The following is a 24,468-nucleotide window of genomic DNA, read 5'->3' on the forward strand; positions in this document are numbered from 1 at the left end:
TCCGGATGAAACCGCTTGCGGGCCGCTTCGCGTTCCAGACGCAGGTGCCAGGTGTCTTCCAGTTCCCTGTGCCGATCCGGATCGGTCACTTCCCGGGTCGCCGGCAGCGACATGCCGAAGGGCAGGTTGTAGCGCAAGGTTTCGCTCCAGCTCCCGTCCAGATTGCGCGTGAAGGAGTGGTCTTCCTGCCCGATCTCATCGGGACGAACATGCGGAAGGTCCTGCGTCGACATCAGGTACGCCCGGGCCATGTGCAGGAGGTAGGTGGAGCGCTCGCTGACCGACATGTTTTCCATGCCGACCACGTTAGTGAGTGTTCTGCCGCCCCGACCCATGCCCATGAAGCCGTTGTTGCGCATGAGCCGCCAGAGGTCTTCCGCTTCCTGTTCGCCGCCATGCTGGCGGGCCGCTTCCAGAACCTGGCGGGGTGTCCATGCGTTGCGGTCTACGCCGATGTTGTCGAAGCTATTGTCGTGGGCTTTCTGAACATCTTTAACCGGCAGCCAAAGCGCTTTTTCTGGTTGACCGCCGTCGTGATAACGCTGGCGTAATGCCAGATCTTGCCGGATCAGGTCCACACCGAAGTTGTCCCATTCCCGTTCCGTCAACACTTTGTCGTTGTGCTCCCGGGCATGGTCTTGCGCAAACAGGTTGGCCGTCTTGCCGGGCATGTTGTCGTGGCGCACCACCCCGGCCGCCAGCAGACCGTAACCATTCTCTCCTTCGATCTGGGCCAGATAGTTCCAGTAGAGCTCGCGATTGCGCTCCTTCGCATAGAAGGCAAGGATGCGCAGGTCCCTGGCGGTTAGTCCGCTCTTGCGTCCGTTCATTTATTTTACCTGTCCATTTTTCAGCACGGCGCGTGCATAGGCTTCCAGCCGGGCCCAGTCCGGCATCATGACCCGCAGATAGTCCATCGTGACCATCACCTTGTATTCGGGGATCAGGAAGTGATGTGTGCATAGCGCTCGACTCTTGTCGCGCGCCACATCGTCCACGACGTGACCTAACTCCACGTGGGCACCGGTCGGGAGCAAATGGGACGTGCAAGTGATCACGGTGCTGGGCAGGCCGTCGGGACCGAAGCGCACGAACCAGTCTTCGTTGGCCTCCGGTTCGTGAGCATGGGTCTGGGGGCCGTGGTGCTTTACGTAGTAGGCCCTGACCTTATCCAGATCGGCGTAGTACGGCGTCAGCCCGTAAATCGGCTCGCCCTGGATACGCAAGTCGAGATTTTGCGACGGGTTGGCACGGTCGACCGGGTCGTTGGGGTCCAGAGGCTCGATGATTCGGCGTAGTCGCGTTCGGAAGCGCTCGTCGCTCAGCCTGGGTATATGGTTGTAACCGATGGTGACCGACGTCGTGGCCGACTCGCGCTTCCCATAGCGATCCCGATCCGGCGGTAACGGCTGCAACGAATCCCACTGCACGGAAAGATCGAACATGTCCTTCTCTTTGCCCTGTACCCACGGCAGATAAAACAGGTTCTGCGGTAGTCGAAAGAGATACGGCCCGAGGCATGCGGGGACCAGTTCGTGTGACGAGACGGTCTCGAGTGGCAACCCGTCGCAGGGGGTTTTCAGCGTGTCGTCCGGCGGCAAGGGCGGTGGTGTGATCGGGCCGCGACAGGCGGCCATCATCGAGGCGGCCAGCAGGACGACCGGTTTGGGCACGGGCATGGGTTCTCCTTCGGTCGGGGTGAACGGTGGGGGCAGGCGCTTCGGGGGCAGGCGCGGCACGCGACAGCGCACGGGACGTTCGGGCGTGCGGCCGACCACGATCTGCTCGTCGTCGCGCAGCGTCAGCAATTGCGCGGGCGTGGCCGGACTGCTCATCGCCCGTCGCGGGTCCGAATGAGCGGCCAGAAAATCGGTGAGCATCGGTGCGAGCCGATCCGCCGCGACCTGATGCACGGGCGCCTGCGCCACGCACAGACCAAACCGGCGCAGGAAGGCAGCGGTGTGGTGGCCGTACATCGTGGCGACACTGGCCAGGTCGTCCACCGTGGCCAGCCAGCGCAGTGTGTCCGGTCCCCGGATCAGAGTGGTCAGCGGACCCACGGTGTCCGCGCCGTAGAGCACCACCAGCGGCAGCGCGTCCGGCGCGTCGGCCATGACCTGCTCGTGCCATTGCATGATGAAGGTATCCACCAGTAACGCGGCATGGGCGCGATGGGAGGGCGGGATGCTGAGATAGACCGTGGTGTGCCGCGCGCGGTGGTCGCCGAACAGGGTGTCGTTTCGGGTCATGGACGCGCCGTCGCCGGCCTGCGCGTAGACGCTCAGCGGAGGGCGAAGTGCTTCCCAGATGCGCCCGATGGTGGGTGTATCCAGCGCCAGCCAGGTGCCGAGAGCGTTTCGGGTGGCCGCGCTCAGCGCGGGATGGGCCATCAGGGCGGCCAGCGAACGCCGATCCGCCGTGCCTTCGGTGGGTGCGCATAGCTGATAGAGATCGACCGGCGAGACCATGTGCGCCTGGTCGGAGACGATGTAGATGTCGTACAGCGCGTGGACCAGGGTCACGAACGCATGCTGCGTCTGGCTGGCCAGAAGTTCGTCGCCGCGCTCACGGATCGGGTACCAGCGTTGCGCGAGCCGGGTGAGTCGGTCTTGGCACCAGCCGTGCGAGGTCCACGCATGACGCAGCGGATTCCAGCGCCGACCGCCGCCGAACGGCGCAAGGTGCACGATGGGGTGACCGGCCTGGGCGCGCCAGCCGGCCGTGAAGGCGAACGCGTTGGCGGAAAGGTCAACGACCAGCACCGGCCCTTCGACGTAACGAAGGGTGGGCAGAATGCCGTGGGCCAGCGTGCGACGCGGATTGCGTCCGGCGAGCAGGACCGAGGTTGCATACGGGGCGGCCTTGCCAAGCCGGTAATGGCTGGCCAGCGTGATGCCGCGATGGCGCTGCGCCGACCAGGTCAGCGCGCTTTTGCGCGGGGTGATGAACGGTGGAATCGGTGTGGGCCAGCGACGGCGCTGGTAGTCGTGCAATTGCCAGCCCAGCCACGCAAAGAACAGCAGCGTGGGAAGGAAGCCAGCAAGGCTCCAGCAGAGGAGGCCGGTGGCGATCGGTTTGATGTTGGGGGCGCTGAGGTTGTTCCAGAGCACCAAGGTCATCACGGGGCCATGCACCGGATGCCGAACGTTGTACACCCAGGAAATCAGGGCACTGGCTACGCTCATCGAAACGACCAGCGCAATGAATACAAAAACCAGCGCACAAAAACGCTTTGCCCATGGCTCCATGCCAGGTCCTCAAGAAGGTGAATACGATCCGTGTCAGACGATGATGGCACAGCGCCGCGAGACGCGCCGAGTCGATGGGCACACGTCACGGGTGGAAAGTGATGAGGTTGGCGGGTGCTTTGTGATGCGTCGTATCGCGAGCAACTTTTTTCCGGAGGGCGTTTCTTTTGGTGAGGCGCAGCCCTCACGCATCCATCAACCCGGGCACCTCCGCCACCAGCGCATCCACCGCCACGCGCGTCTTGCAGCGCAGATGCCTTACCGTTGGCCACACCGCATAAATTTCCTGCGAGCGCACACGATAGTTATTCATTACGGCCACCAGTTGCCCGCTTCGCACGTACCGTGCGAGCAACCAGCACGGCAGCCAGGCGAGTCCAACGCCATCAATGGCCGCCGACGCAATCGCCTGAATGTCGTCCATGCTGATCCGCGACTGGATGCGCACCAGATGCGAACGACCATCCGCAGCCTTCGCATCCCACGGTGCCAGCGCGCCCGCACGCGAATATCCGATGCCTGTATGCCCATCCAGATCCTCAATCGAGGACGGTGTGCCGTGCGCTGCCAGATACGTCGGTGACGCACCAATGCTGATGTGCTGCGTGCACAGACTGCGCGCGGTGAGGGTGTCGGTGTCGGACAGGTCGCCCACGCGGATGGCCAGATCGAATCCTTCCTCGACAAGGTCCACGCGGCGGTCGCTGAAAGACAGATCCACCTGCAACTTCGGATACTTCTGCATCAGGCCGAGCAATACGGGCGCCACGCAGAAATGCCCGAACGCATTGGGCACGCTAACGCGCAGCCGGCCAGTGGGTTCCAGGCGTCCCTGATCGAGATCCGCCTCGGCGGCATCCAGTTCCGACAGTGCGCGCAAACACCGCTCGTAATACGCCTGCCCCTCGGCGGTGAGCGACTGGTTGCGAGTGGTCCGGTGGAGCAGGCGCACGCCCAGCCGCGCGATCGCCTTGCCCACGGCCGAGCGCGTGAGATCCAGCCGTTCCGCAGCCAGCGCAAAGCTGCCTGCTTCGACCACCTGCACAAACGTGGACACACCTTCCAGCCGGTCATTCATGGCACACCCCATTGGTTCCGTAAGGGAAGCATATACGGGAATAGCGGGCGACCATACGGGAATTGCATTCCCCTAAACTCACCGCCCAGCGGCCAATCGCCGATTTTCTCTTTCACGGGCACCCCAGCCATGCACACGCACGCCGATTCCCCCTCCCGACACCCACGCAACGGTATTGCCCTGGCAGCCGTCTGTCTGGCCGCCCTGATGTTTGGTGTGGAGATTTCCAGCGTGCCGGTCATCCTGCCGATGCTGGAATCGCTGCTGCACAGCAACTTCAAAGACGTGCAGTGGATCATGAATGCGTACACCATCGCGACCACGGCCGTACTGATGGCAACCGGCACGCTGGCGGATCGGTTTGGCCGCAAGCGCGTCTTCATGGTGGCCATCGTGTTGTTCGCCATATCCTCGCTGTCTTGCGGTCTGGCATGGAGCACGGCAGTGCTGATTGTCAGCCGTGCGTTTCAGGGCGCGAGTGGCGGCGCCATGCTCATCTGTCTGGTGGCGATCCTGTCGAATCAGTTTCCCAGCGGCGCACCGCGCAGCCGGGCCTTCGGCATGTGGGGCATCATCTTCGGCGTGGGTCTCGGTTTTGGCCCGCTGATTGGTGGCTTGATCGTTGCCGTGGCCGACTGGCGCTGGGTGTTCTGGATTCATGTGGTGGTGGCGATGTTCGCTTTCGGATTCGCGTATGTGGGCGTGGAGGAATCGCGCGACCCGCAGGCGAAGAAGCTGGATGTTGCTGGCACGGTGTCGCTTTCACTGGCGGTGCTGGGGCTGGCCTGGTTCATCACCCAGGGTGCGGACACTGGCTTCGCGGCGAGCACCTTGTCGAGTGCGGTTCTTGTGGCCAGCGCCGCGAGCTTCATCGTGTTTGTGCGGGTAGAGCTTCGTCACACGCATCCGATGTTCGACTTTTCGGTGTTCCGCATACGCAACTTCTCGGGCGCGATCTTCGGTTCCATGGGAATGAACTTCAGCTTCTGGCCCTTCATCATTTATCTGCCGATTTATTTCCAGAGCGCACTTGGCTACGGCGCGGTAGCCGCAGGTGTGTCACTGCTGGCCTATACGCTTCCCACACTGGTATTCCCGCCCATCGGCGAGCGGCTGGCGCTGCGATATGGGCCGGGCAGGGTGATTCCGGGTGGCCTGTTCACCATCGGCCTTGGTTTCTTCCTGATGAAGATTGGCAGCAGTGTCGAACATGCCAGCTGGCTGACCGTCCTGCCGGGCTGTGTGTTGGCGGGCGCGGGACTGGGCATGACCAACACGCCGGTCACCAACACCACCACAGGCTCGGTGTCGGCGGCGCGCGCAGGCATGGCGTCGGGCATCGACATGAGTGCACGCATGATTTCGCTTGCCATCAATATCGCGTTGATGGGTTTCGTTTTGCTGGAAGGCGTGTTGCACCACTTGAAGGGCGCACTCGCCGGGCCGGATGATGATGCGTCGTGGCGGGCGTTGGCCAGCGGCATGGTGTCAGGCCATCTGACGTTGGCGGAGCCGGCAACGTGGGGTGCGTGGAGTCCGCAGACATGGACGGCGCTGGCGCGCGAAGCGCTGGTCAATGGCTTCGGCTGGATCATGCTTTATGGGGGCGTCGCCGCATGGCTTCTTGCTGGCGCGAGCTTCCTTGCCTTTGCCGATGGCAAACGCGCCCTGGTTTCCGATGAGGCTGGCTGACGCGCAGCCAGCCTCACCACGTGGCTACGGAACGATGCCGCTGATGCCAGCGCCGTTGCCGTGATGCACGCCTTTGCGCGTTGACATCGACTTGTAGGTGGCATCGTCAATGCGCTCGACCGAGGCGACCGGGCACGGCGGATCGTCGCGGCGGACGATCTGTTCGTTGATGTCACCGCAAAGGGAGAAGGGCGCCATGGCTTTATTGGCTTCATTGGCGCGGAAGCGGATGCCGCCACCCAGGTCCATGCGCGGGCAGGCCACGCTGGTCGTCACCATGAAGCGGTTGGGACCGTTGCTCAGAATGGCGGTGGTGTCATTGATCACGTGGTAATCGCTGATCATGTTTGCCCGCAGGCATTCGGATATGGGACGCAGCGGCTTGTGCGGCGGAGGATTCTGCGCGGCGGCAGCGCCAGCACCAAGGACAGCGGCTGCAAGACAGAGGTGACGCAAAGCGGCGTTCATGGAACCCTCCTTCAACAGGCTGCCGGGGTGGCTGCCTCCATGTCCCACAATAGGCCGCCCCGAGCTCAATTGCGAGGTCTGCACTCACACAGGTGCAGACTTCGTTAACCTCTGCCCCGTTGTTCGATCACATGGATTGAACGTTTTCTAAGGCATCGTTTCCCGATGAAACACGCGTCTGCCCCCGCCCACGAAGCACGCACGCGTGCATGGATGATTTCATGACTGCCAGCGCGAGCGCGCCCGGGGTAGATACCTCGGGAAACCCGGCCCAACTTCTTGCGCGATTCTCACGCATCCGCCACCAGACGGCCGCGCTTGCGGCGCATTTGCGGCCGGAAGACACGGTGGTGCAGTCGATGCCCGATGCCAGCCCCACCAAGTGGCATCTGGCCCACACCACCTGGTTTTTTGAACAGTTCGTGCTTGGCCGGGATGAGGCGTATGTCAGCGCCAATCCGCAATGGCATTACCTGTTCAATTCGTACTATCAGTCGGTCGGTCCCATGCACGCGCGCCCGCAGCGGGGCCTGCTGACGCGCCCCGCGCTGGACGAGGTGATGGACTATCGCCAGCGCGTTACCGACGCGGTCAGCGAGCTTCTGGCGCGCGGCGACGATGAGACATTGCCGGCCATTGTGGAACTGGGCCTGCAACACGAACAGCAGCATCAGGAACTCCTGCTGACCGATATCAAGCATGCGTTTTCCTTGAACCCGCTGGCGCCGGCATTTTTGCCGGACGGGCCGCGGGCCGTCACGGCAGCAGCGCCTGCGCTGGCCTATGTACCGTTTGACGAAGGTGTCATCGAGATTGGCTACGCGGGCGACGGTTTTCATTTCGACAACGAAGAGCCACGCCACAAGATTTACCGGCAGGCGGGCTTCATCGCCAATCGTCCGGTAACCAACGCCGAATATCGCGCTTTTGTACTGGATGGCGGCTATCGCACCCCTGGCCTGTGGTTGTCCGATGGCTGGGCCACCGTCCAGTCAGAACGGTGGACGCGGCCGTTCTACTGGGACGAGTCCCTGGACAGCGAATTCACGCTTCAGGGTCGCCGTGCGATTGATCCTCACGCGCCCGTCTCACACGTCAGCTACTTCGAGGCAGACGCCTTTGCGCGCTGGGCCGGTGCCCGGCTGCCGCGCGAAGGGGAGTGGGAGGCGGCGGCTGCCCAGCTCCCGATCGAGGGCAATTTCCAGGAATCGGGCATGTTTCATCCGCGTGCCATTGAATCGTCCGCTCCCTTGCTCCAGATGTACGGAGACGTTTGGGAATGGACGATGAGCCCTTATGTCAGTTATCCGGGTTTTGCACCGCTGACCGGCGCGCTCGGTGAATACAACGGCAAGTTCATGTGTGGACAGTGGATTCTGCGCGGTGGCTCGTGTGTCACCCCCCAGGATCACATCCGCGCTACATACCGGAATTTCTTCCCGCCACATGCCCGCTGGCAGTTTTCGGGAATCCGCTTAGGAAACGATAGATGAGCGCGCAGCCCAAAGATATCCGTCTGGATGATCGCCACCCCGACGTCGAGAACACTCTGGAAACCGTACGCCACGGATTGTCGGCCAAACCCAAGCGCCTGCCGTCGCGGCTCTTCTACGATCAACGCGGTTCCGAACTTTTTGAAGCGATTTGTCAGCAGCCGGAGTATTACCTCACGCGCGCCGAAATTTCGTTGATGAGCGATCACGCAGGCGATATCGCCGCATTGCTTGGCCCGGAAGTGCGACTCGTGGAATACGGCAGTGGCAGCGGCATCAAGACGCGCATGCTGCTGGAACATCTGGAAGCGCCTGTGGCGTATGTGCCGGTGGAAATCTCACGCAGTGCCTTGCTCGACAGCGTGGCCGGTCTGGCTACCCAGTTCCCCGATATTCCGATGCAGCCGGTCTGCGCCGATTTTACCCAGCCGCTCCGTTTGCCGGTGGCGGCACGTCCGCCGCGTCGTACGGTGATTTACTTCCCGGGTTCCACCATCGGCAATTTTGAAGCGAAAGACGCCGTGAAAATCCTGCGCCAGATGCGTGCGGAAATGAGCGACGGTGGCGGCATCGTCATTGGTGTGGATCTGAAGAAAGACCCTGCCATCATCGAGGCCGCTTATAACGATGCAGCCGGTGTCACAGCCGAATTTACGCTCAACATGCTGGTGCGCCTGAATCGCGAGGTGGGTGCGGATTTCAATCTGGGCGCCTTCCGCCATCGCGCGCACTACAACCCGATGGTCGGTCGCATCGAAACCACTCTGGTCAGCACCGCGCGTCAGGACGTACACGTGGGCAACGAGATTTACACGTTCCGCGAAGACGAAGCCATGCAGGTGGAATACAGCTGCAAGTATTCGCTGGAAGACTTCGCCCAGCTTGCCGCCAAAGCGGGCCTCGCGGTGGAGCACGTGTGGCTGGACGCTGAAGAACGTTTCAGCGTGCAGTACCTTGTTCGCGCCCCCATGGCGGCCTGATCGAACCCACGCGCCCCTGTGTATCAGGAGGGGCGACGTGCTCCCAGCGACACCAGAAGATCCTGCGCGGTGCGGATGCGTTCCGCCGCACCGGGCAATTCCATCAGCACGCGCAGTTTGTCCTGGCCGTCCATCTTGAAGATGCGCGGCTGGGTTTGCAGCAGGCGGATGAGGGCGCTCGGGTCGATGTCCGGCTTCTCGCGGAAGGTGAGGCGTCCACCGTTCGCGCCGAAGTCGACCTTGCGGATGCCCAGCGGCGTGGCCATCAGCTTCAGCGCAGCCACGGCGAACAGATGCCTGGTGGCATCGGGCAGCAGGCCAAAGCGGTCGATCATTTCCACCTGCAACTCGCGCAACCCGTCTTCGTCGCGCGCGCTGGCAATGCGCTTGTACAGCGTGAGGCGCGTGTGCACGTCGGGCAGGTAGTCGTCCGGGATAAGTGCAGGGACGTGCAGTTCCACTTCGGTTTCGTGCTCGGACGTCAGGTCGAAATCAGGCACCTTGCCTGACTTCAATGCGCGCACGGCGCGCTCCAGCAACTCGGTGTAAAGCCCGAAGCCCACTTCCTGAATCTGGCCGGATTGCTCTTCGCCCAGCATCTCGCCCGCGCCACGGATTTCCAGATCGTGCGTGGCCAGGGTGAAGCCCGCGCCCAGTTCTTCCAGCGATGCCAGCGCTTCCAGGCGCTTCTCGGCATCGGCCGTCATCGCCTTGCGGTCGGGTACGATCAGGTACGCATACGCGCGGTGATGCGAACGGCCCACGCGGCCACGCAACTGATGCAGCTGCGCGAGGCCAAAGCGGTCAGCGCGGTTCACCACGATGGTGTTGGCCGTGGGAATGTCGATGCCCGATTCGATGATGGTGGTGCAGACCAGCACGTTGAAGCGCTGGCGGTGGAAGTCGGCCATCACCTGTTCGAGTTCACGCTCGGGCATCTGGCCGTGTGCGATACGCACACGCGCCTCGGGGATCAGTTCTTCCAGCTCACGCGAAATGCGTTCGATGGTGTCCACTTCGTTGTGCAGGAAGTACACCTGGCCACCACGCGCCAGTTCGCGCTGGATGGCTTCGCGGATGAGTGCGGGCTGATACGTGGAAATCAGCGTGCGCACCGCCGTGCGATGGGCGGGCGGGGTGGCGATGATCGACAGGTCGCGCAGACCGTTCATGGCCATGTTCAGCGTGCGCGGAATGGGTGTGGCCGTGAGGGTCAGAAGGTCGACCTCCGCGCGCAGTTTCTTCAGCATTTCTTTCTGGCGTACACCGAAGCGCTGTTCTTCGTCGACGATGACCAGGCCGAGGTTCTTGAACTTGACGTCCGGCTGCAAGAGCTTGTGCGTACCGACAATCACGTCGATCTGTCCGTCGGCCAGCTTCACCAGCGCGGCATCCACGTCTTTCTTCGACTTGAAGCGCGAAAGCACATCCACGCGCACCGGCCAGTCGGCGAAGCGGTCAGCGAAGTTCCGGTAGTGCTGCTGGGCAAGCAGGGTCGTGGGCACCAGCACCGCCACCTGTTTGCCGGCCGTGGCCGCCGCGAACGCCGCGCGCAGCGCCACTTCCGTCTTGCCGAAGCCTACGTCGCCGCACACCACGCGATCCATGGCACGCGGAGCGGCCAGGTCCACGATCACGGCGTCGATGGCGTTCTGCTGGTCGGCCGTTTCCTCGAACGGGAACGTGCTGGCGAATTCTTCGATCATCTGGCGGTCGACAGGCAGCGCTTCGCCCTGACGGGCTTCGCGCTGCGCGTAGATGCCCAGCAGTTCGGCGGCCACGTCGCGGACCTTCTCCGCCGCCTTCTTGCGCGCGCGCTCCCAGGCGTCGCCGCCCAGCGAATGCAGCGGCGCCAGTTCGGGCGCCGTGCCCGTGTAACGGCTGACCAGACCGAGCTGGGCCACCGGCACGTAGAGCTTGTCGCCCTTCGCATATTCGATGGTCAGGAATTCGCCCGGCATGTCGCCAACGTCCAGCGATACCAGGCCCTGATAACGGCCGACGCCGTGATCAATGTGCACGATGGGCGAGCCCACCGACAGCTCGGTGAGGTCGCGGATGATGCTTTCCGGATCGCGCGCCGCGCCGCTGCGCTTCTTGCGATCGGTGCGCACGCGCTGGCCGAAAAGCTCGCGCTCGGTCAGCACCGTGAGCGCAGGGTCGGTCAGTGCGAAGCCTTCTTCCAGCGACGCCACGGTGATGGCGAGATGTTCGTCCTTGCCGAGGAAGTCGCGCCAGCCATCGACCAGCGCGGGCTTCATGCCGGCAGCGGCCAGCTGTTCAATCAGCGCCTCACGGCGGCCGGCCGAATCGGCGGCCACGAGAATCCGACCGCTGTACGCGTTGACGAAGCGGCGCAGTGCGGTGCCCGGTTCCTCGCCCTTGCGATTCAGCGTGACGTCCGGTGCGGGTTGCGTGCCCAGATCCACGGCATGCTCGCGACCCGCGGGCACCACGTCGATGCGCACCTGCTTGTTCAACTGCTCGCGCAAGTGTTCCGGTGGCAGATAGATTTCGGCAGGCGGAAGAACGGGGCGCTCGATATCGTGCGCACGCTGGTCGTAGCGCTCGCCGGTCTGCGTCCAGAACTGCTCGGCCGCTTCCAGTGCGCCGTCGCCCAGAATGAAAAGCGCGTCGCTGGCGATATAGTCGAACAGCGTTTCGGTCTGCGCGAAAAACAGGGGCAGGTAATACTCAATGCCGCCCGGCGTCACACCTTCTTTCATGTCCTGATAGAGCGGGCAGCGACGAATGTCGATGGGGAAGCGATCGCGCAATGCCGCACGGAAACCCTTGGCCGCTTCGTCCGTGACCGGGAACTCGCGGGCGGGCAGCAGATCCACGCTGTCCACCTGGTGCTGCGAGCGCTGGGTTTCCGTATCGAACGTGCGGATGGATTCCACTTCATCGTCGAACAGTTCAATGCGGTACGGCTCGCTGGCACCCATGGCATAGATGTCGATCAGCGCACCGCGCACCGCGAAGTCGCCCGGTTCGGTCACCTGAGGCACGTTGCGATAGCCGGCCGATTCCAGCCGGCGCTGCTCGGCTGCGATATCGAGCTTCTGCCCCTTGTTCAGCACCAGGCCCGAGCCACTGATGTGCTTGCGCGGTGCGATGCGTTGCATGAGCGTGGCCACCGGCACCACCAGCACGCCGCGCTTCGTGGTGGGCAGCCGGTACAGCGTGGCGATGCGCTGCGACACCACTTCCGGATGCGGGCTGAACACGTCGTAGGGCAGCGTTTCCCAGTCCGGGAAATGCAGCACGGGAAGCTCGCCGGCAAAGACGCCCAGCTCCGATTCGAGATTGTCGGCGCTTTTGGTGTCGCGGGTGACCACAACCAGCAGCGTGTCGATGTCCCGCGCCGCTTCGGCGACCTGAAGCGCCCAGGCCGAGCCGTGAGGCACCGCCCAGTAGCGGCGGGTGCGTGCATTAACCGGAAGCGGCGGACGGGGGAGCTTTACGGGCATGGCAAGAGGCAACGGCGGCGGGACAATCCGTCGATTCTACCCCGCCCGGTCGTGAAGACCGTGCGGGATGTCGCCGTGCCGGACAACACTGCTGTCAATCGGTGTAATCGGGCTCGAAGAAGCTCCAGCGCACATCGGGGAACTCGGCCTTGAAGTCGGCTTCCACGATATTGATGGCCTCGATCATGGCGCGCGCGGTGGGCGTCGCGGCCATCTTCGCCTTGATGGCCACCATCACGTCCTGGCCCATTTGCAGGGTCAGCAGGTTGTAGACCAGGTCGATCTCCGGGCGCGCCTGGAGAAACGCCATCATCTGCGCGCGTCGCGGTGCTTCCACGCCCTGGCCGATAAGCAGCGCCTTGACCTCGCGGGCGATGGCAACGGCCACCACGATCAACAGCACGCCGATGGCAATGGTGCCCAGCGCATCGTAGAGCAGGTTGCCGGTCACCATCGTGGCGAGGATGGCCAGCAGCGCGAGGCACAGGCCGATCAGCGCGGCGAGGTCTTCGCCGAAGATCACCAGCAGTTCGCTGGCACGCGTTTCACGGAACCACGTCCACAGGCCGCGATCACCGCGGGCCTTGTTCACTTCCTGCATGCAGCCATGCATCGAGAAGCCCTCGGCCACGATGCTGAAAGCCAGCACGCCCACGGCAAGCCACGGCCACTTCAGCGGCTCGGCGTGGGTGATCTTGTGCACGCCCTCGTAGATCGAAAACATGCCGCCCACGCTGAAGAGCATCAGCGCGACAAGAAACGACCAGAAATACAGGGCGCGGCCCCAGCCCAGCGGATATTCATGCGACGGCGGACGCTTCGCCTGACGCATGCCCAGCAGCAACAACCCCTGATTGCCGCAGTCGGCCAGCGAATGCACCGCTTCGGCCAGCATCGCGCCGGAGCCTGTGAACAGGGCAGCGACCAGCTTGGCTACAAAAATCGCAAAGTTGGCGCCCAGCGCAAGAAAAATGGCGCGTTTGGAATCCGCGTGTCCTGACATGAATCTTTCCTTCCCCTGAAAATACTGGCGCCCCTCACCGGGGCGCCAGGAACCACGTTTATCGAATGACGCCGCCCACGCCCACGCCAAAACTGACGTTGGAGCGGCCGCTGGACAGCTCATCAGCCGTCCACACGTGCGACTGGTTGACGCTTACCAGCGGAAACACATACGGCGCATCGCCCACACTGGCCGAGCGCGTGCCGTTCAACCGGCCCGACAGCGTGACCAGCGCGCCGGCCGGATAATCGAAGCTCTCCACGTAGCCGGGCATCACCGCAATGAAGCGCCCGTTGCCGGCATCGTTGGCCTTGGGCCGCTGCGAGCCATCCAGCGGATAGGCGAGGATTTCGATCTCGCTGTGGTCGGCATAGTTGCGCACCTGGACGATCCGCCCGCCCCAGATGACGTCGGACGTGCCATATCGCTCAGGCGAGATGGCGACCTGTTGCGGCGGCACGGCCACGTTGTTGGCACCCGGCTTGTAGATCGGCGCGGGTGCGCAGGCGGCCAGGGCCAGCGTGACGGCAGAAACGGCGGTGCAGATCAGGGGACGAACAAGACGATGACCCATGGCGCAGCTCCTCTGTACGATCGTGGATAACTTACCGGCGCCGGACTGAATGGGGCGGGTAGGCGGGGTGAGGCGGCTGTTCATCCTGACCTTCCTCGACCAGCCAGGATAGTTTGTATTCGGCCTGCCTCTCTTTGCCAAGCACTTTGGCCAGGTAACGCAGGCTGTCGCGCAGGGTGTCGTCCAGCTTCCAGGGGGCATTCACTATGGCAACGCCGGTGCCCTGAAGCCGAAGCGGGGTGTTTTCCGGGTTGAGCAGGATTTCGGTCATCAGCACGCGACGGGCGCCGCACTTGGTCAGCCAGCGATGGAACGGCTGCACATGGCTGCGCACCTTGATCGGATACCACACGGCATAGACGCCCGTGGGCCAGCGCTCCAGAGCGCTCTTCAGGCTCTTCTCGATGAGGCGGAACTCGGCCTCCTGCGCTTCAAAGGGCGGATCGATCAGTACCAGGCCGCGCTTTTCCTTCGGCGGGGTGAGCGCCTTCAGCGCTTCGTAGCCGTCGCGCTGATGCACGTGCACGCGGCTGTCGTTGCGGAACAGGTGGCGCAGCGCATCGGCCTCGTCCAGGCGCAACTCGCAAAGCTGGGCGCCATCGGTCGGACGCATCATGTGCCCCGCGATCCAGGGGGAGCCGGGGTAGAAGCGCAGCGAATCGTCGCCGTCGCCCGCCGCCTTCACCGTTTCCAGCAACTTCCACAAAAGCGGGGGCAGGCCGGTGGCGCTGCGCAACTGGCCGATGCCGTCGTCGGCTTCGCCGGTCTTGCGGGCTTCGGCGCCGCGCAGGTCGTAAAGACCGCGACCGGCGTGGGTGTCGATAAAGCAGAAAGGGGTAGGTTTGCTCTTCATCGCGTCAAGAAGCGCGATGAGCACCATGTGTTTCAATACATCGGCGAAATTGCCGGCGTGATAGGCGTGACGATAGTTCATGGGCCGGGCCGGCTGGATACAGGCAGCAAGTATAGCGGGCCCGTCCTGACCGGCAGGACGTCACGTGCATTCGGGTGACCGAACGGTTGGTCAGCAGTGCCAGGAGCCGGGCTCTGGCGGGAGGGAGCGGGGCCGGGCGGCAACGCGGTCCAGCCGGTCGATTTCTCGAAACAGGATGTTGACGGTGCGCTCGAAGTCGGCCATCCGCACCCGGGCGTCCGGGCCCAGATAGATCTTCACGGCCGTGATGCTCGCCTGAAGCCTCTCAAGCCGCAGGCTCACCGCCCAGCCGGAAATGATGTGCGCGTGCAGGGTGGCCACGTCGGGCTCATCGTCGAGGATCGCCCTGACCATGTTTACAGCGGCATGAATGATGTAGCCCGAAGGCTGCATGTCCCCGTCTGTCATGGTCGTTGCCCCTTCTGGCGGATGATTGCCGGTCCTCAGCCCGGGCAGCTGTACAGATGGTGGCAGACTGCCAGCAGACCGCCACCGAAAAACTACGGTAGCGCTGTCGCGTGCTTGCACGTACGCGATTCTGGCAGGCCGGTCGGCAAAGATGCGTACACCCGGTGCCCCACCGCGCTCATGTTCCACGCATGGGCCCTGTTGCCGGGTCACTTCTTGCAGCCGTTTTCTGCGTAAGCTGCGAGAATTCTGGCGTTGCGTTCGTTGCCCGGGAGGTTGCGGAGCATTTCGATCTTGCTGCAATTGGTGTAGTTGACGATGGCGCGGATCGTGTCGCGCGGGCTGGATGGCGGTTGCAGTGTCACGCTTTTGACGAGCGAGCCGGCGTCGTAGCCGGGCAGTCGCGGTGTGGCGTTGCCGCTGTAGTTGTCCGATGTCCCTTCAAGGGCGGGGTTGCCGTAGGGCGTTGCCATGGCGGATGGTGGATCAGGTGTGATCTGGGCGGGCGCTTCCGGGGCGGTTGCCTGAGCGGGTGCGGGTGACGGGGGTGAGGCTTTCGCGATGTTGATATGTTTCGCGGGCGCGGAGTGTATGGGTGGCGTGACCTGGCGCTGCGCCGGTTTGGGGGGCGTTAGGTCGAGCCGCACTTCAAGCACGTGCTCTGATGGATTGGCGTCAGGTGGCACCCAGACGTAAGGCTGAGCCTGTCCGGTTATCAGCCCGATCAGCAGTGCCAGATGCAGTGACAGAACCACGCCGAGAATGGCGCCATTCCTCAAGACCTTCGCAGGTTGCAGGTTGCTGCGGATTTCCATGTCGTGTTTCCCACCCCTGGACGCATCCCCATGCGTCCGACTCAGGCTTGGGCAGTTGAGCGCGGATAAAGTTCATAGCGTGCGTCTTGCCTGGAAGTCACCAGCAACCTCTCAAATAATTCCGGCCTCTTTTTCGGAATAATCGGATAGTTCTGCCTTGGGTGAACCGGGATGCTTTCCCGGTCGCCGAATCTCCGGCGGCCGGGTGTCGAAACCCGATTCGTACAACCACGCAGGCGGTTCGCCGCCTGCGTGCATGCGAACGCCTTTATGGCGGGCGTGTCGGGCAGGCCTCGTGCCTGGCCGGGTTTGGTTGTACGACCGGTTTTCGACCCCGACACGTCCGCCACCCTGCCTGCGCAGGGGGCGGACCTTTCGAGGTGAAGGAGCCGCCATGCATTCGTCCGACCCATCCGTAGCGTGCCCGTTGTGCAGGCACAACGTTGATCTCAACAGCGACCAGTTGCACGAAGCCCTGTTCCTGCGGCTTGGCGATGCGCAAGCCCTTTTCGACCTGATGGCGTCGACGACGGAGCTGGACATTGACCCCGACACCACGAAGCGTATTTCGCAGCTCGGAAAGCGGCTGGCGGAAGAAGCCATTCCACTGGTGACGGCCATCTGGCGCAGCCGCATGCCTTCCATTCCGGAAGAGGCGCTGGCGATGTTGAGGGCCGGGCCATCCGGCTGAATCCATAACCCGGCTGCGCGGCAGCGTGCCTGCGAAGACACCTGCCGTGCAGCGCCCAGGCATTTCTTTACGCGATCTTGATACGCCCCGTCGTTTTTTCAGCGCCATCTTTAGAGGCGCGTACCTAGCATGTCAGGTCTCCCATAAGCGGACCTTTCCATGCGAACCCTCTTTACTCCCCCGTTTCCGGCGTCTGCCGCTTTCCCATCCATCCACACGCGGTGCACGCCGTGATCTGGGTGGGAAGCGCCTGCGTGGCCGCGTTGTTCGGCTACCTGCTCTACGCGCTGATCAAGCCCGAACACTTCTAGTTCGCAACCGGACCACAGGGGAACTTTATGACCGACTTCGTATTTGTCGCGGTGGCGCTTGCGTTCTTCGCCGCCACGCTTGCGTTCATCGTTGCGATGGACAGGGTTTGAGGACGCCAGAGCATGTCACTTGATTACGCACAATTTGCACTGGTCCTTGCGGGAATGTTGCTTCTGGTTGCCGCAGGCGGCGCGTGGCTGAACCGCGTGCTGACCAGTCCCACCCACGGCCTTGCCGAGCGGCTGACGTATCGTCTTTTCGGTATCAATCCGGCACAGGCCATGTCGTGGAAGGATTACGGCCTGGCGCTGGTGATGAGCAACGCGGCCATGATGCTGCTGGGGTACGTGCTGCTGCGTATCCAGGGCTGGCTGCCTTTCGATTCGCTTGAGCGTCCCGCGCAAAGCGCCGACCTGGCATTCAACACCGCCGCTTCCTTCATTACCAATACCAACTGGCAATCCTATTCGGGCGAAGCGAGTCTCTCCAACTTCTCGCAGATGGCCGTCATCACGTTCCTGATGACGGTGAGTGCGGCCGCGGGTATCGCAGGCTGCGCGGCTTTCATCCGTGGGCTCAGCCGCAAATCCAGCCATGATCTTGGCAATTACTGGGTGGACGTGACCCGCGCCACGTACCGCGTGCTGCTGCCCGCGTGTGTGGTGCTGGCACTGATCTACGTATGGCAGGGCATGCCACAGACGCTGGCCAGCGCTGTTGATGCCACCACGCTGGAGGGCCTGAAGCAGCAGATCGTGATGGGACCGGTGGCGAGCCTTGAGGCCATCAAGCACATCGGTACCAACGGTGGCGGGTTCTTCGGCATGAATGCGGCGCATCCGTTCGAGAATCCCACGCCCCTGACCAACACGCTGCACATGCTGGCGATGTTCCTCATCCCTTCCGCGCTGACCTACGCGTTCGGAAGCATGTTGATGCGCCGGCGTCAGGGCTGGGCGTTTCTTGCCGCGTTCCTGGTGATGTTCGTCGGCTTCCTTTGCGTGGTGTACCACGCGGAACAGCAGGGCAACCCGATGCTGACCCAGGCAGGCGCCGATCAGCAGTGGAGCGCGCTACAGCCTGGCGGCAATCTGGAAGGCAAGGAGATGCGCTTCGGCATTGCGCAGACCAGCCTGTTTGTAGCCGTGACCACGGCAGCGACTACCGGCTCGGTGGACGCGATGCACGACTCGCTGACGCCGCTGGGCGGACTGGTGCCGCTCGCGCTGATGATGATGAACGATGTGTTCGGTGGCGTAGGTGTCGGTTTCATCAACCTGGTGTCGTTCGCAATTCTCACCGTGTTTCTGGTGGGCATGATGATCGGCCGCACGCCGGAATTTCTGGGCAAGAAAATCGAGGCGCGCGAAATCAAGCTGGTGATGCTTGCCGTGCTGGCCCATCCCTTCTGCATCCTGGGCTTCACCGCACTGGCTGCAGTGTGGCCCGCCACTATCGCCAGCATGAACAACGGCGGCCCGCATGGCTTCAGCGAGTTGCTGTACGCCTATACATCCGGCACCGCCAACAACGGATCAGCCTTCGCCGGCTTCAACAGCAACACGCCGTTCTTCAACACCACGATTGGTCTGGCGATGTTGTTCGGGCGCTACTTCACGCTGCTTCCCATGCTTGCCGTGGCCGGTTCGCTCGCCGCCAAGAAATCGGTGCCCGACGGTCCCGGCACGCTGCCCACCGCCACGCCGCTGTTCACCGGCCTGCTGATCTTCGTCATCCTGGTCGTGGGTGGCCTCACCTTCCTGCCAGCTCTTGCACTTGGGCCGATTGTCGAGCACCTGCTGATGTCGGCCGGACAATGGTTCTGAGGACATCGCCATGATCCATACACATACTTCGCGGCACCTGATCCGGCCCGCACTCGTTTCGGCGGTTGTTTTCATGCTGGTGACCGGACTGGCGTATCCGTTGCTGACCACGGGACTTGCGCACGTGCTGTTTCCCGCACAGGCGGCGGGCAGCCTGGTGGGGCAGGCCGGTGCCTGGCAGGGTTCGGCCGTGATTGGCCAGGACTTCAGCCAGCCTGGTTACTTCCATCCCCGACCGAGTGCCACCAGCGCTGCCGATCCGGCCGATGCATCCAGGACGGTGGATCACCCGTACAACGCGGCGCTTAGCGGCGCGAGCAATCTCGGGCCCACCAACCGCAAGCTGTTCGATCAGGTGAGTGCGCGCGTTACGGCCTATCGCGCGACCAATGATCTGCCCGGCGATGCCGCCGTTCCCGTGGATGCCGTCACGGCCTCCGCATCGGGACTGGATCCGGACATCTCGCTGGCCAATGCGCGCTTGCAGGCTCCGCGCGTGGCCCACGCGCGGGGTTTGCCCATTCCTCGCGTGCAGGCCCTGGTGGATCAGCACATGACGGCGCGTCAGTTCGGCTTGCTTGGCGAGCCGCGCGTGAACGTACTCAAGCTCAACCTGGCGCTGGACGCCCTCGCGGCGCAACCCGCCGCGTCGAAGTAATTGATGAGGTCTGATTCCATGTCGCAGAACGAAACCCTGTTGGCTGCACAACCCACAACGCCCATGGTCGGCGCGTCGCCGGGCTGGCTTGCCATTCTTGGCGAAGCCTTTCGCAAACTGTCACCTCAGGCGCAGTGGAAAAACCCGGTGATGTTCGTGGTGTACCTGGGCAGCGTGGTTACCACGCTGCTGTGGATCGGTGCACTGATGGGACACGCGGATGCGTCCGCCGGCTTTATCTTTGCCATCGCCGTGTGGCTTTGGTTCACCGTACTTTTCGCCAATGCCGCCGAAGCGCTGGCCGAAGGTCGCGGCAAGGCGCAGGCCGAGGCGTTGCGCGCCTCGCGCAAGCGGGTGCATGCGAAGGTGCTGCGCGAAGCGCGTTATGACGCTACCTGGTACATGGCGACCAGTGACGAGATCACCACCGGCATGCTGGTGCTGGTGGAGGCGGGCAACACCATTCCCGCCGACGGCGAGGTGGTGCTGGGCGTAGCTTCCGTGGACGAGTCGGCCATCACCGGCGAGTCGGCACCGGTGGTGCGCGAATCCGGCGGTGACTTCTGCTCAGTCACTGGCGGCACTCATGTGCTGTCCGACTGGATCATCGTGCGGGTGACCGCCAATCCGGGTGAAACCTTTCTGGATCGCATGATCGCGATGGTGGAAGGCGCACGTCGCAGCAAGACGCCCAACGAGATCGCGCTCAACATCCTGCTGGTGGCGCTGACGCTGATTTTCCTGCTGGTCTGCGTCACGCTGCTGCCGTTTTCCAGCCTCAGCGTGGCGCTTAACGGCTCCGGGCAGCTTGTGAGCATCACGGTGCTGATCGCGCTGCTGGTGTGCCTGATTCCGACCACCATCGGCGCACTGCTTTCGGCGATTGGCATCGCGGGCATGAGCCGCATGCTGAAGGCCAATGTCGTTGCAATTTCCGGCCGCGCGATTGAAGCGGCAGGCGACGTCGATGTGCTGTTGCTGGACAAGACGGGCACGATCACCCTGGGCAATCGCGAAGCATCCGCCTTCCTGCCCGCACCGGGCGTGGACGAAGTCACGCTGGCCGAAGCGGCGCAGTTGGCTTCCATGGCCGACGAAACGCCCGAAGGCCGCTCCATCCTTGTGCTGGCCCAGCAGCGTTTCGCATCGCTGCGCCCGCTTGAAGGCGGCGTACCCGTGCCCTTCAGCGCACGCACCCGCATGAGCGGCGTGGACTTCGATGACCGCCTGATCCGCAAGGGTGCGGCGTCGGCCGTGCGTGCGCATGTGCAGTCCCTTGGCGGCACATGCCCGCCCGATGTGGATCGCGTTGTGGACGAAGTGGCCCGACGGGGGAGCACGCCGCTGGTGGTATCCGATGGCGCGCGCATCCTCGGCGTGGTGGAACTGAAGGACATCATCAAGAGCGGCATCCGCGAGCAGTTCGCCCAACTGCACCGGATGGGCATCAAGACGGTGATGATTACGGGCGACAACCGCCTGACCGCGGCGGCCATTGCGGCGGAAGCCGGCGTCAATGATTTCCTGGCCGAGGCCACTCCCGAGGACAAACTGAAGCTGATTCGCCAGTACCAGGCAGAAGGCCGCCTGGTGGCCATGACGGGCGACGGCACCAACGATGCCCCCGCGCTGGCCCAGGCCGACGTGGCGGTGGCGATGAACAGCGGCACGCAGGCGGCCAAGGAAGCCGGCAACATGGTTGATCTGGACAGCAATCCCACCAAGCTGTTGCAGGTGGTGGAGGTGGGCAAGCAGATGATCATGACCCGTGGCGCGCTGACGACGTTCAGCGTGGCCAACGACCTGGCCAAATACTTCGCCATCATCCCGGCCGCCTTTGTGGCCACGTATCCGTCACTGGCGCGACTGAACGTGATGGGCCTGCACAGCCCGACGTCAGCGATTCTTTCGGCGGTGATTTTCAACGCCCTGATCATCATCGTCCTGGTGCCGCTGGCTCTGCGCGGCGTGCGTTATCGTCCGGCATCGGCGCAGCAGCTTCTGTCTCGCAATCTGCTGATCTACGGCGTGGGCGGACTCATCGCGCCCTTCATTGGCATCAAGCTGATCGACCTTGTGCTCGCGCCCTTCATGTGAAGACACGCGTGCATCCATCGATAGCGCCCCGATATCACGCCCTGCCCGTGTGGCAGGGCGTGACACATCATGCATAGCGGCAAGCGGACGGACGTGGAACGACTGCTCGTCTGCGTGCGTGCCGACGGTGCGCACGAGCGTTTGATTCACGACGCTGCGCGTCTGGCACAGCAATGGCGCGCGGACTGGGTGGTGGTGCACGTGGACGAACCTGGTCACGGCCGCCATGTGGCGGATCGCGAAGCCCTGCGTCGCCTCGCCGCGCTGGCGCAGCGGCTGGGAGCCAGTTTTGAAAGCATCGCGGCAGAGTGCGTGGCAGAGGCCATCCTGGAGTGCGCACGGGTTCACCAGTCAACGCGTGTTGTACTGGGATGCCGTCCCGGGCGCCTGCGGCTGCCGTGGCGCCCGTCGCTGGCACGGACGCTGATGGCAGGCAGCCCCTCGCTGGGCGTGATGTTGCTTCCTGCCACGCCAGCTCCTGGCATCCCGCGCTGGCGGCGACTCCGGTCACCCATGCGCTTCCAGGCGTTCGCACTGTCCCTTCTGGCCTGCGGGCTGGCAACACTGGCGGCATCCCTGCTGCTTCGCGTGTTTGACCTGTCCAATGTGGTGATGCTGTTCCTGCTGACGGTCGTGCTGGTGTCGATGCGCTGGGGCAGGGCGGCTGGTGCGCTGGCGGCGCTGGTCAGCGTGGGCAGTTTCGATTTCTTCTTCGTGCCGCCGATATGGTCGTTTCATGTGTCGGACACGCAGTACCTTTTCACCTTCGCGCTGATGCTTGTGGTGGCGCTGGTGACCGGCCAGCTGGCCGCGCGTCTGCGCGCCCAGGCCACGTCGGCCATTGCGGGAGAGCGCCGGGCCACGGCGCTGGCGCGTGTGGCCCGCGATCTCTCAGCCGCCGTCACCACCGATCAGATCACGCATGTATGCGCGGGCATGATTGCGCCGATGTTTTCATCGCGCGGCGCGTTGCTGTTGCCCGACGACTCAGGGCATGTTGCCAGCGAAAGCGGCTTTGACGGCGGCATCGCGCAATGGGTCCACGAAAGCGCGCTGCCTGCCGGACGGGGTACGTCGACGCTGGCGCATGCCGACGCGCAATATCTTCCGCTGAAAGCGCCGCTGCGCACACGAGGTGTGCTGGCCTTGCGTCCCGAATCCCTGGTGCTGGCCACCGAGCCCGATGACCAGCGTCTGCTGGATGCCTGTTGCGCACTGGTGGCGCTGGCCCTCGAACGCATTCACTTCGTGGATGTGGCTCGCGACACGCTGGTACGCATGCAGGGCGAACGTCTGCGTCATGCGCTGCTGGCGGCGGTATCCCATGACCTCAAGACGCCGCTCACCGCCATTCGCGGCATGGCCGAAACGTTGGAAAGCACGCAGGGACTGCCGGCCAGCGAACGCGACCTGCTGGCCCGCGCCATTCACCACCAGGCGGACGCGCTGCACCGGCTGGTCATCAATCTTCTGGATCTTGCACGCATGCAGGGCGATGGCGTGCGCCTGGACCGCCAGTGGCATGCGATGGACGAGATCGTCGGCGCCGCGCTGACCAGTGTGGGAGTGGTGCTTGGCACGCGCACCGTGCGGATCGGCCTTCCATCTGATCTGCCGCTGGTGGAGGTGGATGCCACGCTCCTGGAGCGCGTGCTGGTGAACCTGCTGGACAACGCCGCGAAATACACGCCCGATACCGCGACTGTCTGGATTCATGCGGAGACCATCGGCGACACCTTGCGCGTGAGTGTGGACGACGACGGCCCCGGCCTGCCTGCGAATATGGATGCAGACTCGTTGTTTGAACCGTTTGCACGCGGCGTGAAGGAATCCACCATCACCGGAGTGGGGCTGGGATTGGCGTTGTGCCGCACGATCCTGGCCGCGCACGGGGGCATCATCCGCGCGGGCTCCGGGCCTCTTGGAGGCGCGCACTTCGAGATCCGGCTACCACTCGGCACCCCGCCGTCCATCGATGCCGAATCACCTGAAAGCGAGACATCCTGATGAGCAAGCCACGCATTCTTATCGTGGAAGACGAGGCGGACATCCGTCACTTCATTCGCCTGTCGCTGGAACGCGAAGGCATGACCGTGCACGAGGCGGACAGTGCGATGCGCGCACGCATCGACGCGGCCAGCCGCCAGCCGCAACTGGTCATCGTAGACCTGGGGTTGCCCGATGGCGACGGCAAGACATTCATCCGCGAACTTCGCGGATGGTCGAACGCGCCCGTACTGGTGTTGTCTGCACGCGATCACGAGCAGGAGAAGGTCGAGGCGCTGGAAGCGGGTGCGGATGACTACCTGGTGAAGCCGTTCGGCGTACCCGAGCTGATCGCGCGTGTGCGTGCCCAACTGCGGCGTGCGAGCATCGTGGCAGTGGACGGAACAGGCGCTTCGGCCATGGCCTTTGGCGATGTGCGCGTGGACCTGGCCACCTACGAAGTGACCCGCGCCGGGCAGCCCGTGCATCTGACGCCGATCGAGTTCCGTCTTCTGGCAGCCCTGATGCGCGGCCACGGCAAGGTGCTGACGTATCGGCAGCTATTGCTGGACGTGTGGGGGCCGGGGCATGCAGAGCGTCCGCACTACGTGCGCGTGTACATGACCAATCTGCGCCAGAAACTGGAGGACGAGCCGGCGCGTCCGCGCCACCTCATCACCGAATTGCAAGTGGGCTACCGGCTTGCCGGTCTGAACCGGGGAGGCTGAGTCA

Annotated in this window: 18 protein-coding genes and 1 pseudogene; 9 read left to right on the plus strand and 10 right to left on the minus strand. The window is 63.6% G+C overall.

Translation table 11 applies throughout. From position 1 onward, the window contains the following. The 3 genes and pseudogenes from FHW69_RS16245 to FHW69_RS16255 form a co-directional block, all read right to left on the minus strand. Positions 1-830: pseudogene (locus FHW69_RS16245) on the minus strand (hypothetical protein); the annotation flags it as partial. Then, the gene (locus FHW69_RS16250) at positions 831-3,248 is read right to left on the minus strand and encodes a type IV secretory system conjugative DNA transfer family protein (RefSeq protein WP_183424156.1); all 2,418 of its coding nucleotides are present in this window, start codon (positions 3,246-3,248) and stop codon (positions 831-833) included. 184 nt (positions 3,249-3,432) lie between these two features. Continuing rightward, on the minus strand, positions 3,433-4,326 hold the full coding sequence (locus FHW69_RS16255; RefSeq protein WP_183424157.1) for a LysR family transcriptional regulator: 894 nt from the start codon (positions 4,324-4,326) through the stop codon (positions 3,433-3,435). Positions 4,327-4,455: 129 nt separating this feature from the next. Here FHW69_RS16255 and FHW69_RS16260 point away from each other — a divergent pair, with 129 nt between their 5' ends. Continuing rightward, a complete protein-coding gene (locus tag FHW69_RS16260; protein WP_183424158.1) occupies positions 4,456-6,018 on the plus strand; it encodes an MFS transporter in 1,563 nt (520 codons plus the stop codon). Positions 6,019-6,042: 24 nt separating this feature from the next. On the opposite strand, the gene FHW69_RS16265 is transcribed toward FHW69_RS16260, so the two are convergent. Further along, the gene (locus FHW69_RS16265; RefSeq protein ID WP_183424159.1) at positions 6,043-6,486 is read right to left on the minus strand and encodes a DUF6491 family protein; all 444 of its coding nucleotides are present in this window, start codon (positions 6,484-6,486) and stop codon (positions 6,043-6,045) included. 221 nt (positions 6,487-6,707) lie between these two features. Between FHW69_RS16265 and egtB the strand changes: the two genes are divergently transcribed. Further along, complete coding sequence (gene egtB, locus FHW69_RS16270; RefSeq protein WP_183424160.1) at positions 6,708-7,979, plus strand: ergothioneine biosynthesis protein EgtB; 1,272 nt, start codon at positions 6,708-6,710, stop codon at positions 7,977-7,979. Beyond that, positions 7,976-8,959: an L-histidine N(alpha)-methyltransferase gene (gene egtD, locus FHW69_RS16275; protein WP_183424161.1), complete on the plus strand. Its 984-nt coding sequence runs from the start codon at positions 7,976-7,978 to the stop codon at positions 8,957-8,959. The genes egtB and egtD overlap by 4 nt, the downstream gene beginning before the upstream one ends. A 23-nt stretch (positions 8,960-8,982) precedes the next feature. Here egtD and mfd read toward each other — a convergent pair whose 3' ends face one another. From mfd to FHW69_RS16305, 6 genes are all read right to left on the minus strand, one after another. After that, entirely contained in the window at positions 8,983-12,432 is a 3,450-nt protein-coding gene (gene mfd / locus FHW69_RS16280; RefSeq protein WP_183424162.1) for a transcription-repair coupling factor, read from the minus strand. Positions 12,433-12,526: 94 nt separating this feature from the next. Next, positions 12,527-13,435 (minus strand): cation diffusion facilitator family transporter, encoded by a 909-nt coding sequence (locus FHW69_RS16285; RefSeq protein ID WP_183424163.1) that lies wholly within the window; start codon positions 13,433-13,435, stop codon positions 12,527-12,529. 58 nt (positions 13,436-13,493) lie between these two features. Then, on the minus strand, positions 13,494-14,009 hold the full coding sequence (locus FHW69_RS16290) for a Slp family lipoprotein (RefSeq protein WP_183424164.1): 516 nt from the start codon (positions 14,007-14,009) through the stop codon (positions 13,494-13,496). Positions 14,010-14,040: 31 nt separating this feature from the next. Continuing rightward, positions 14,041-14,943: a 23S rRNA (adenine(2030)-N(6))-methyltransferase RlmJ gene (gene rlmJ / locus FHW69_RS16295; protein ID WP_183424165.1), complete on the minus strand. Its 903-nt coding sequence runs from the start codon at positions 14,941-14,943 to the stop codon at positions 14,041-14,043. 90 nt (positions 14,944-15,033) lie between these two features. Further along, on the minus strand, positions 15,034-15,351 hold the full coding sequence (locus FHW69_RS16300; protein ID WP_183424166.1) for a hypothetical protein: 318 nt from the start codon (positions 15,349-15,351) through the stop codon (positions 15,034-15,036). A 209-nt stretch (positions 15,352-15,560) separates the two neighbouring features. Then, positions 15,561-16,166: a hypothetical protein gene (locus FHW69_RS16305; RefSeq protein WP_183424167.1), complete on the minus strand. Its 606-nt coding sequence runs from the start codon at positions 16,164-16,166 to the stop codon at positions 15,561-15,563. Between the two features lie 394 nt (positions 16,167-16,560). On the opposite strand from FHW69_RS16305, the gene FHW69_RS16310 reads away from it, so the two are divergent. From FHW69_RS16310 to FHW69_RS16340, 6 genes are all read left to right on the plus strand, one after another. Continuing rightward, the gene (locus FHW69_RS16310; protein ID WP_183424168.1) at positions 16,561-16,857 is read left to right on the plus strand and encodes a hypothetical protein; all 297 of its coding nucleotides are present in this window, start codon (positions 16,561-16,563) and stop codon (positions 16,855-16,857) included. Positions 16,858-17,291: 434 nt separating this feature from the next. Further along, a complete protein-coding gene (gene kdpA / locus FHW69_RS16320; RefSeq protein WP_183424170.1) occupies positions 17,292-18,995 on the plus strand; it encodes a potassium-transporting ATPase subunit KdpA in 1,704 nt (567 codons plus the stop codon). Between the two features lie 10 nt (positions 18,996-19,005). After that, complete coding sequence (gene kdpC, locus FHW69_RS16325) at positions 19,006-19,653, plus strand: potassium-transporting ATPase subunit KdpC (RefSeq protein ID WP_183424171.1); 648 nt, start codon at positions 19,006-19,008, stop codon at positions 19,651-19,653. Positions 19,654-19,716: 63 nt separating this feature from the next. Beyond that, positions 19,717-21,750: a potassium-transporting ATPase subunit KdpB gene (gene kdpB / locus FHW69_RS16330; protein WP_183424258.1), complete on the plus strand. Its 2,034-nt coding sequence runs from the start codon at positions 19,717-19,719 to the stop codon at positions 21,748-21,750. Positions 21,751-21,819: 69 nt separating this feature from the next. Further along, entirely contained in the window at positions 21,820-23,757 is a 1,938-nt protein-coding gene (locus tag FHW69_RS16335) for a DUF4118 domain-containing protein (RefSeq protein ID WP_221195595.1), read from the plus strand. Continuing rightward, complete coding sequence (locus FHW69_RS16340) at positions 23,757-24,464, plus strand: response regulator (RefSeq protein ID WP_183424172.1); 708 nt, start codon at positions 23,757-23,759, stop codon at positions 24,462-24,464. Before FHW69_RS16335 ends, FHW69_RS16340 begins: the two co-directional genes overlap by 1 nt. The last annotated feature ends 4 nt before the right edge of the window (positions 24,465-24,468 follow it).

The organism is Luteibacter sp. Sphag1AF, from assembly GCF_014192715.1.
In the GTDB taxonomy this organism is placed as follows: Bacteria; Pseudomonadota; Gammaproteobacteria; order Xanthomonadales; family Rhodanobacteraceae; genus Luteibacter.

Coding starts and splice junctions, on each gene's coding strand:
- kdpA (WP_183424170.1), top strand. CDS start 17,292: ATGTCACTTGATTACGCACAATTTGCACTGGTCCTTGCGGGAATGTTG.
- FHW69_RS16290 (WP_183424164.1), bottom strand. CDS start 14,009: ATGGGTCATCGTCTTGTTCGTCCCCTGATCTGCACCGCCGTTTCTGCC.
- FHW69_RS16250 (WP_183424156.1), bottom strand. CDS start 3,248: ATGGAGCCATGGGCAAAGCGTTTTTGTGCGCTGGTTTTTGTATTCATT.
- egtD (WP_183424161.1), top strand. CDS start 7,976: ATGAGCGCGCAGCCCAAAGATATCCGTCTGGATGATCGCCACCCCGAC.
- FHW69_RS16265 (WP_183424159.1), bottom strand. CDS start 6,486: ATGAACGCCGCTTTGCGTCACCTCTGTCTTGCAGCCGCTGTCCTTGGT.
- FHW69_RS16300 (WP_183424166.1), bottom strand. CDS start 15,351: ATGACAGACGGGGACATGCAGCCTTCGGGCTACATCATTCATGCCGCT.
- rlmJ (WP_183424165.1), bottom strand. CDS start 14,943: ATGAACTATCGTCACGCCTATCACGCCGGCAATTTCGCCGATGTATTG.
- FHW69_RS16335 (WP_221195595.1), top strand. CDS start 21,820: ATGCATAGCGGCAAGCGGACGGACGTGGAACGACTGCTCGTCTGCGTG.
- mfd (WP_183424162.1), bottom strand. CDS start 12,432: ATGCCCGTAAAGCTCCCCCGTCCGCCGCTTCCGGTTAATGCACGCACC.
- FHW69_RS16340 (WP_183424172.1), top strand. CDS start 23,757: ATGAGCAAGCCACGCATTCTTATCGTGGAAGACGAGGCGGACATCCGT.
- FHW69_RS16285 (WP_183424163.1), bottom strand. CDS start 13,435: ATGTCAGGACACGCGGATTCCAAACGCGCCATTTTTCTTGCGCTGGGC.
- FHW69_RS16260 (WP_183424158.1), top strand. CDS start 4,456: ATGCACACGCACGCCGATTCCCCCTCCCGACACCCACGCAACGGTATT.
- FHW69_RS16255 (WP_183424157.1), bottom strand. CDS start 4,326: ATGAATGACCGGCTGGAAGGTGTGTCCACGTTTGTGCAGGTGGTCGAA.
- kdpC (WP_183424171.1), top strand. CDS start 19,006: ATGATCCATACACATACTTCGCGGCACCTGATCCGGCCCGCACTCGTT.
- egtB (WP_183424160.1), top strand. CDS start 6,708: ATGACTGCCAGCGCGAGCGCGCCCGGGGTAGATACCTCGGGAAACCCG.
- kdpB (WP_183424258.1), top strand. CDS start 19,717: ATGGTCGGCGCGTCGCCGGGCTGGCTTGCCATTCTTGGCGAAGCCTTT.
- FHW69_RS16305 (WP_183424167.1), bottom strand. CDS start 16,166: ATGGAAATCCGCAGCAACCTGCAACCTGCGAAGGTCTTGAGGAATGGC.
- FHW69_RS16310 (WP_183424168.1), top strand. CDS start 16,561: ATGCATTCGTCCGACCCATCCGTAGCGTGCCCGTTGTGCAGGCACAAC.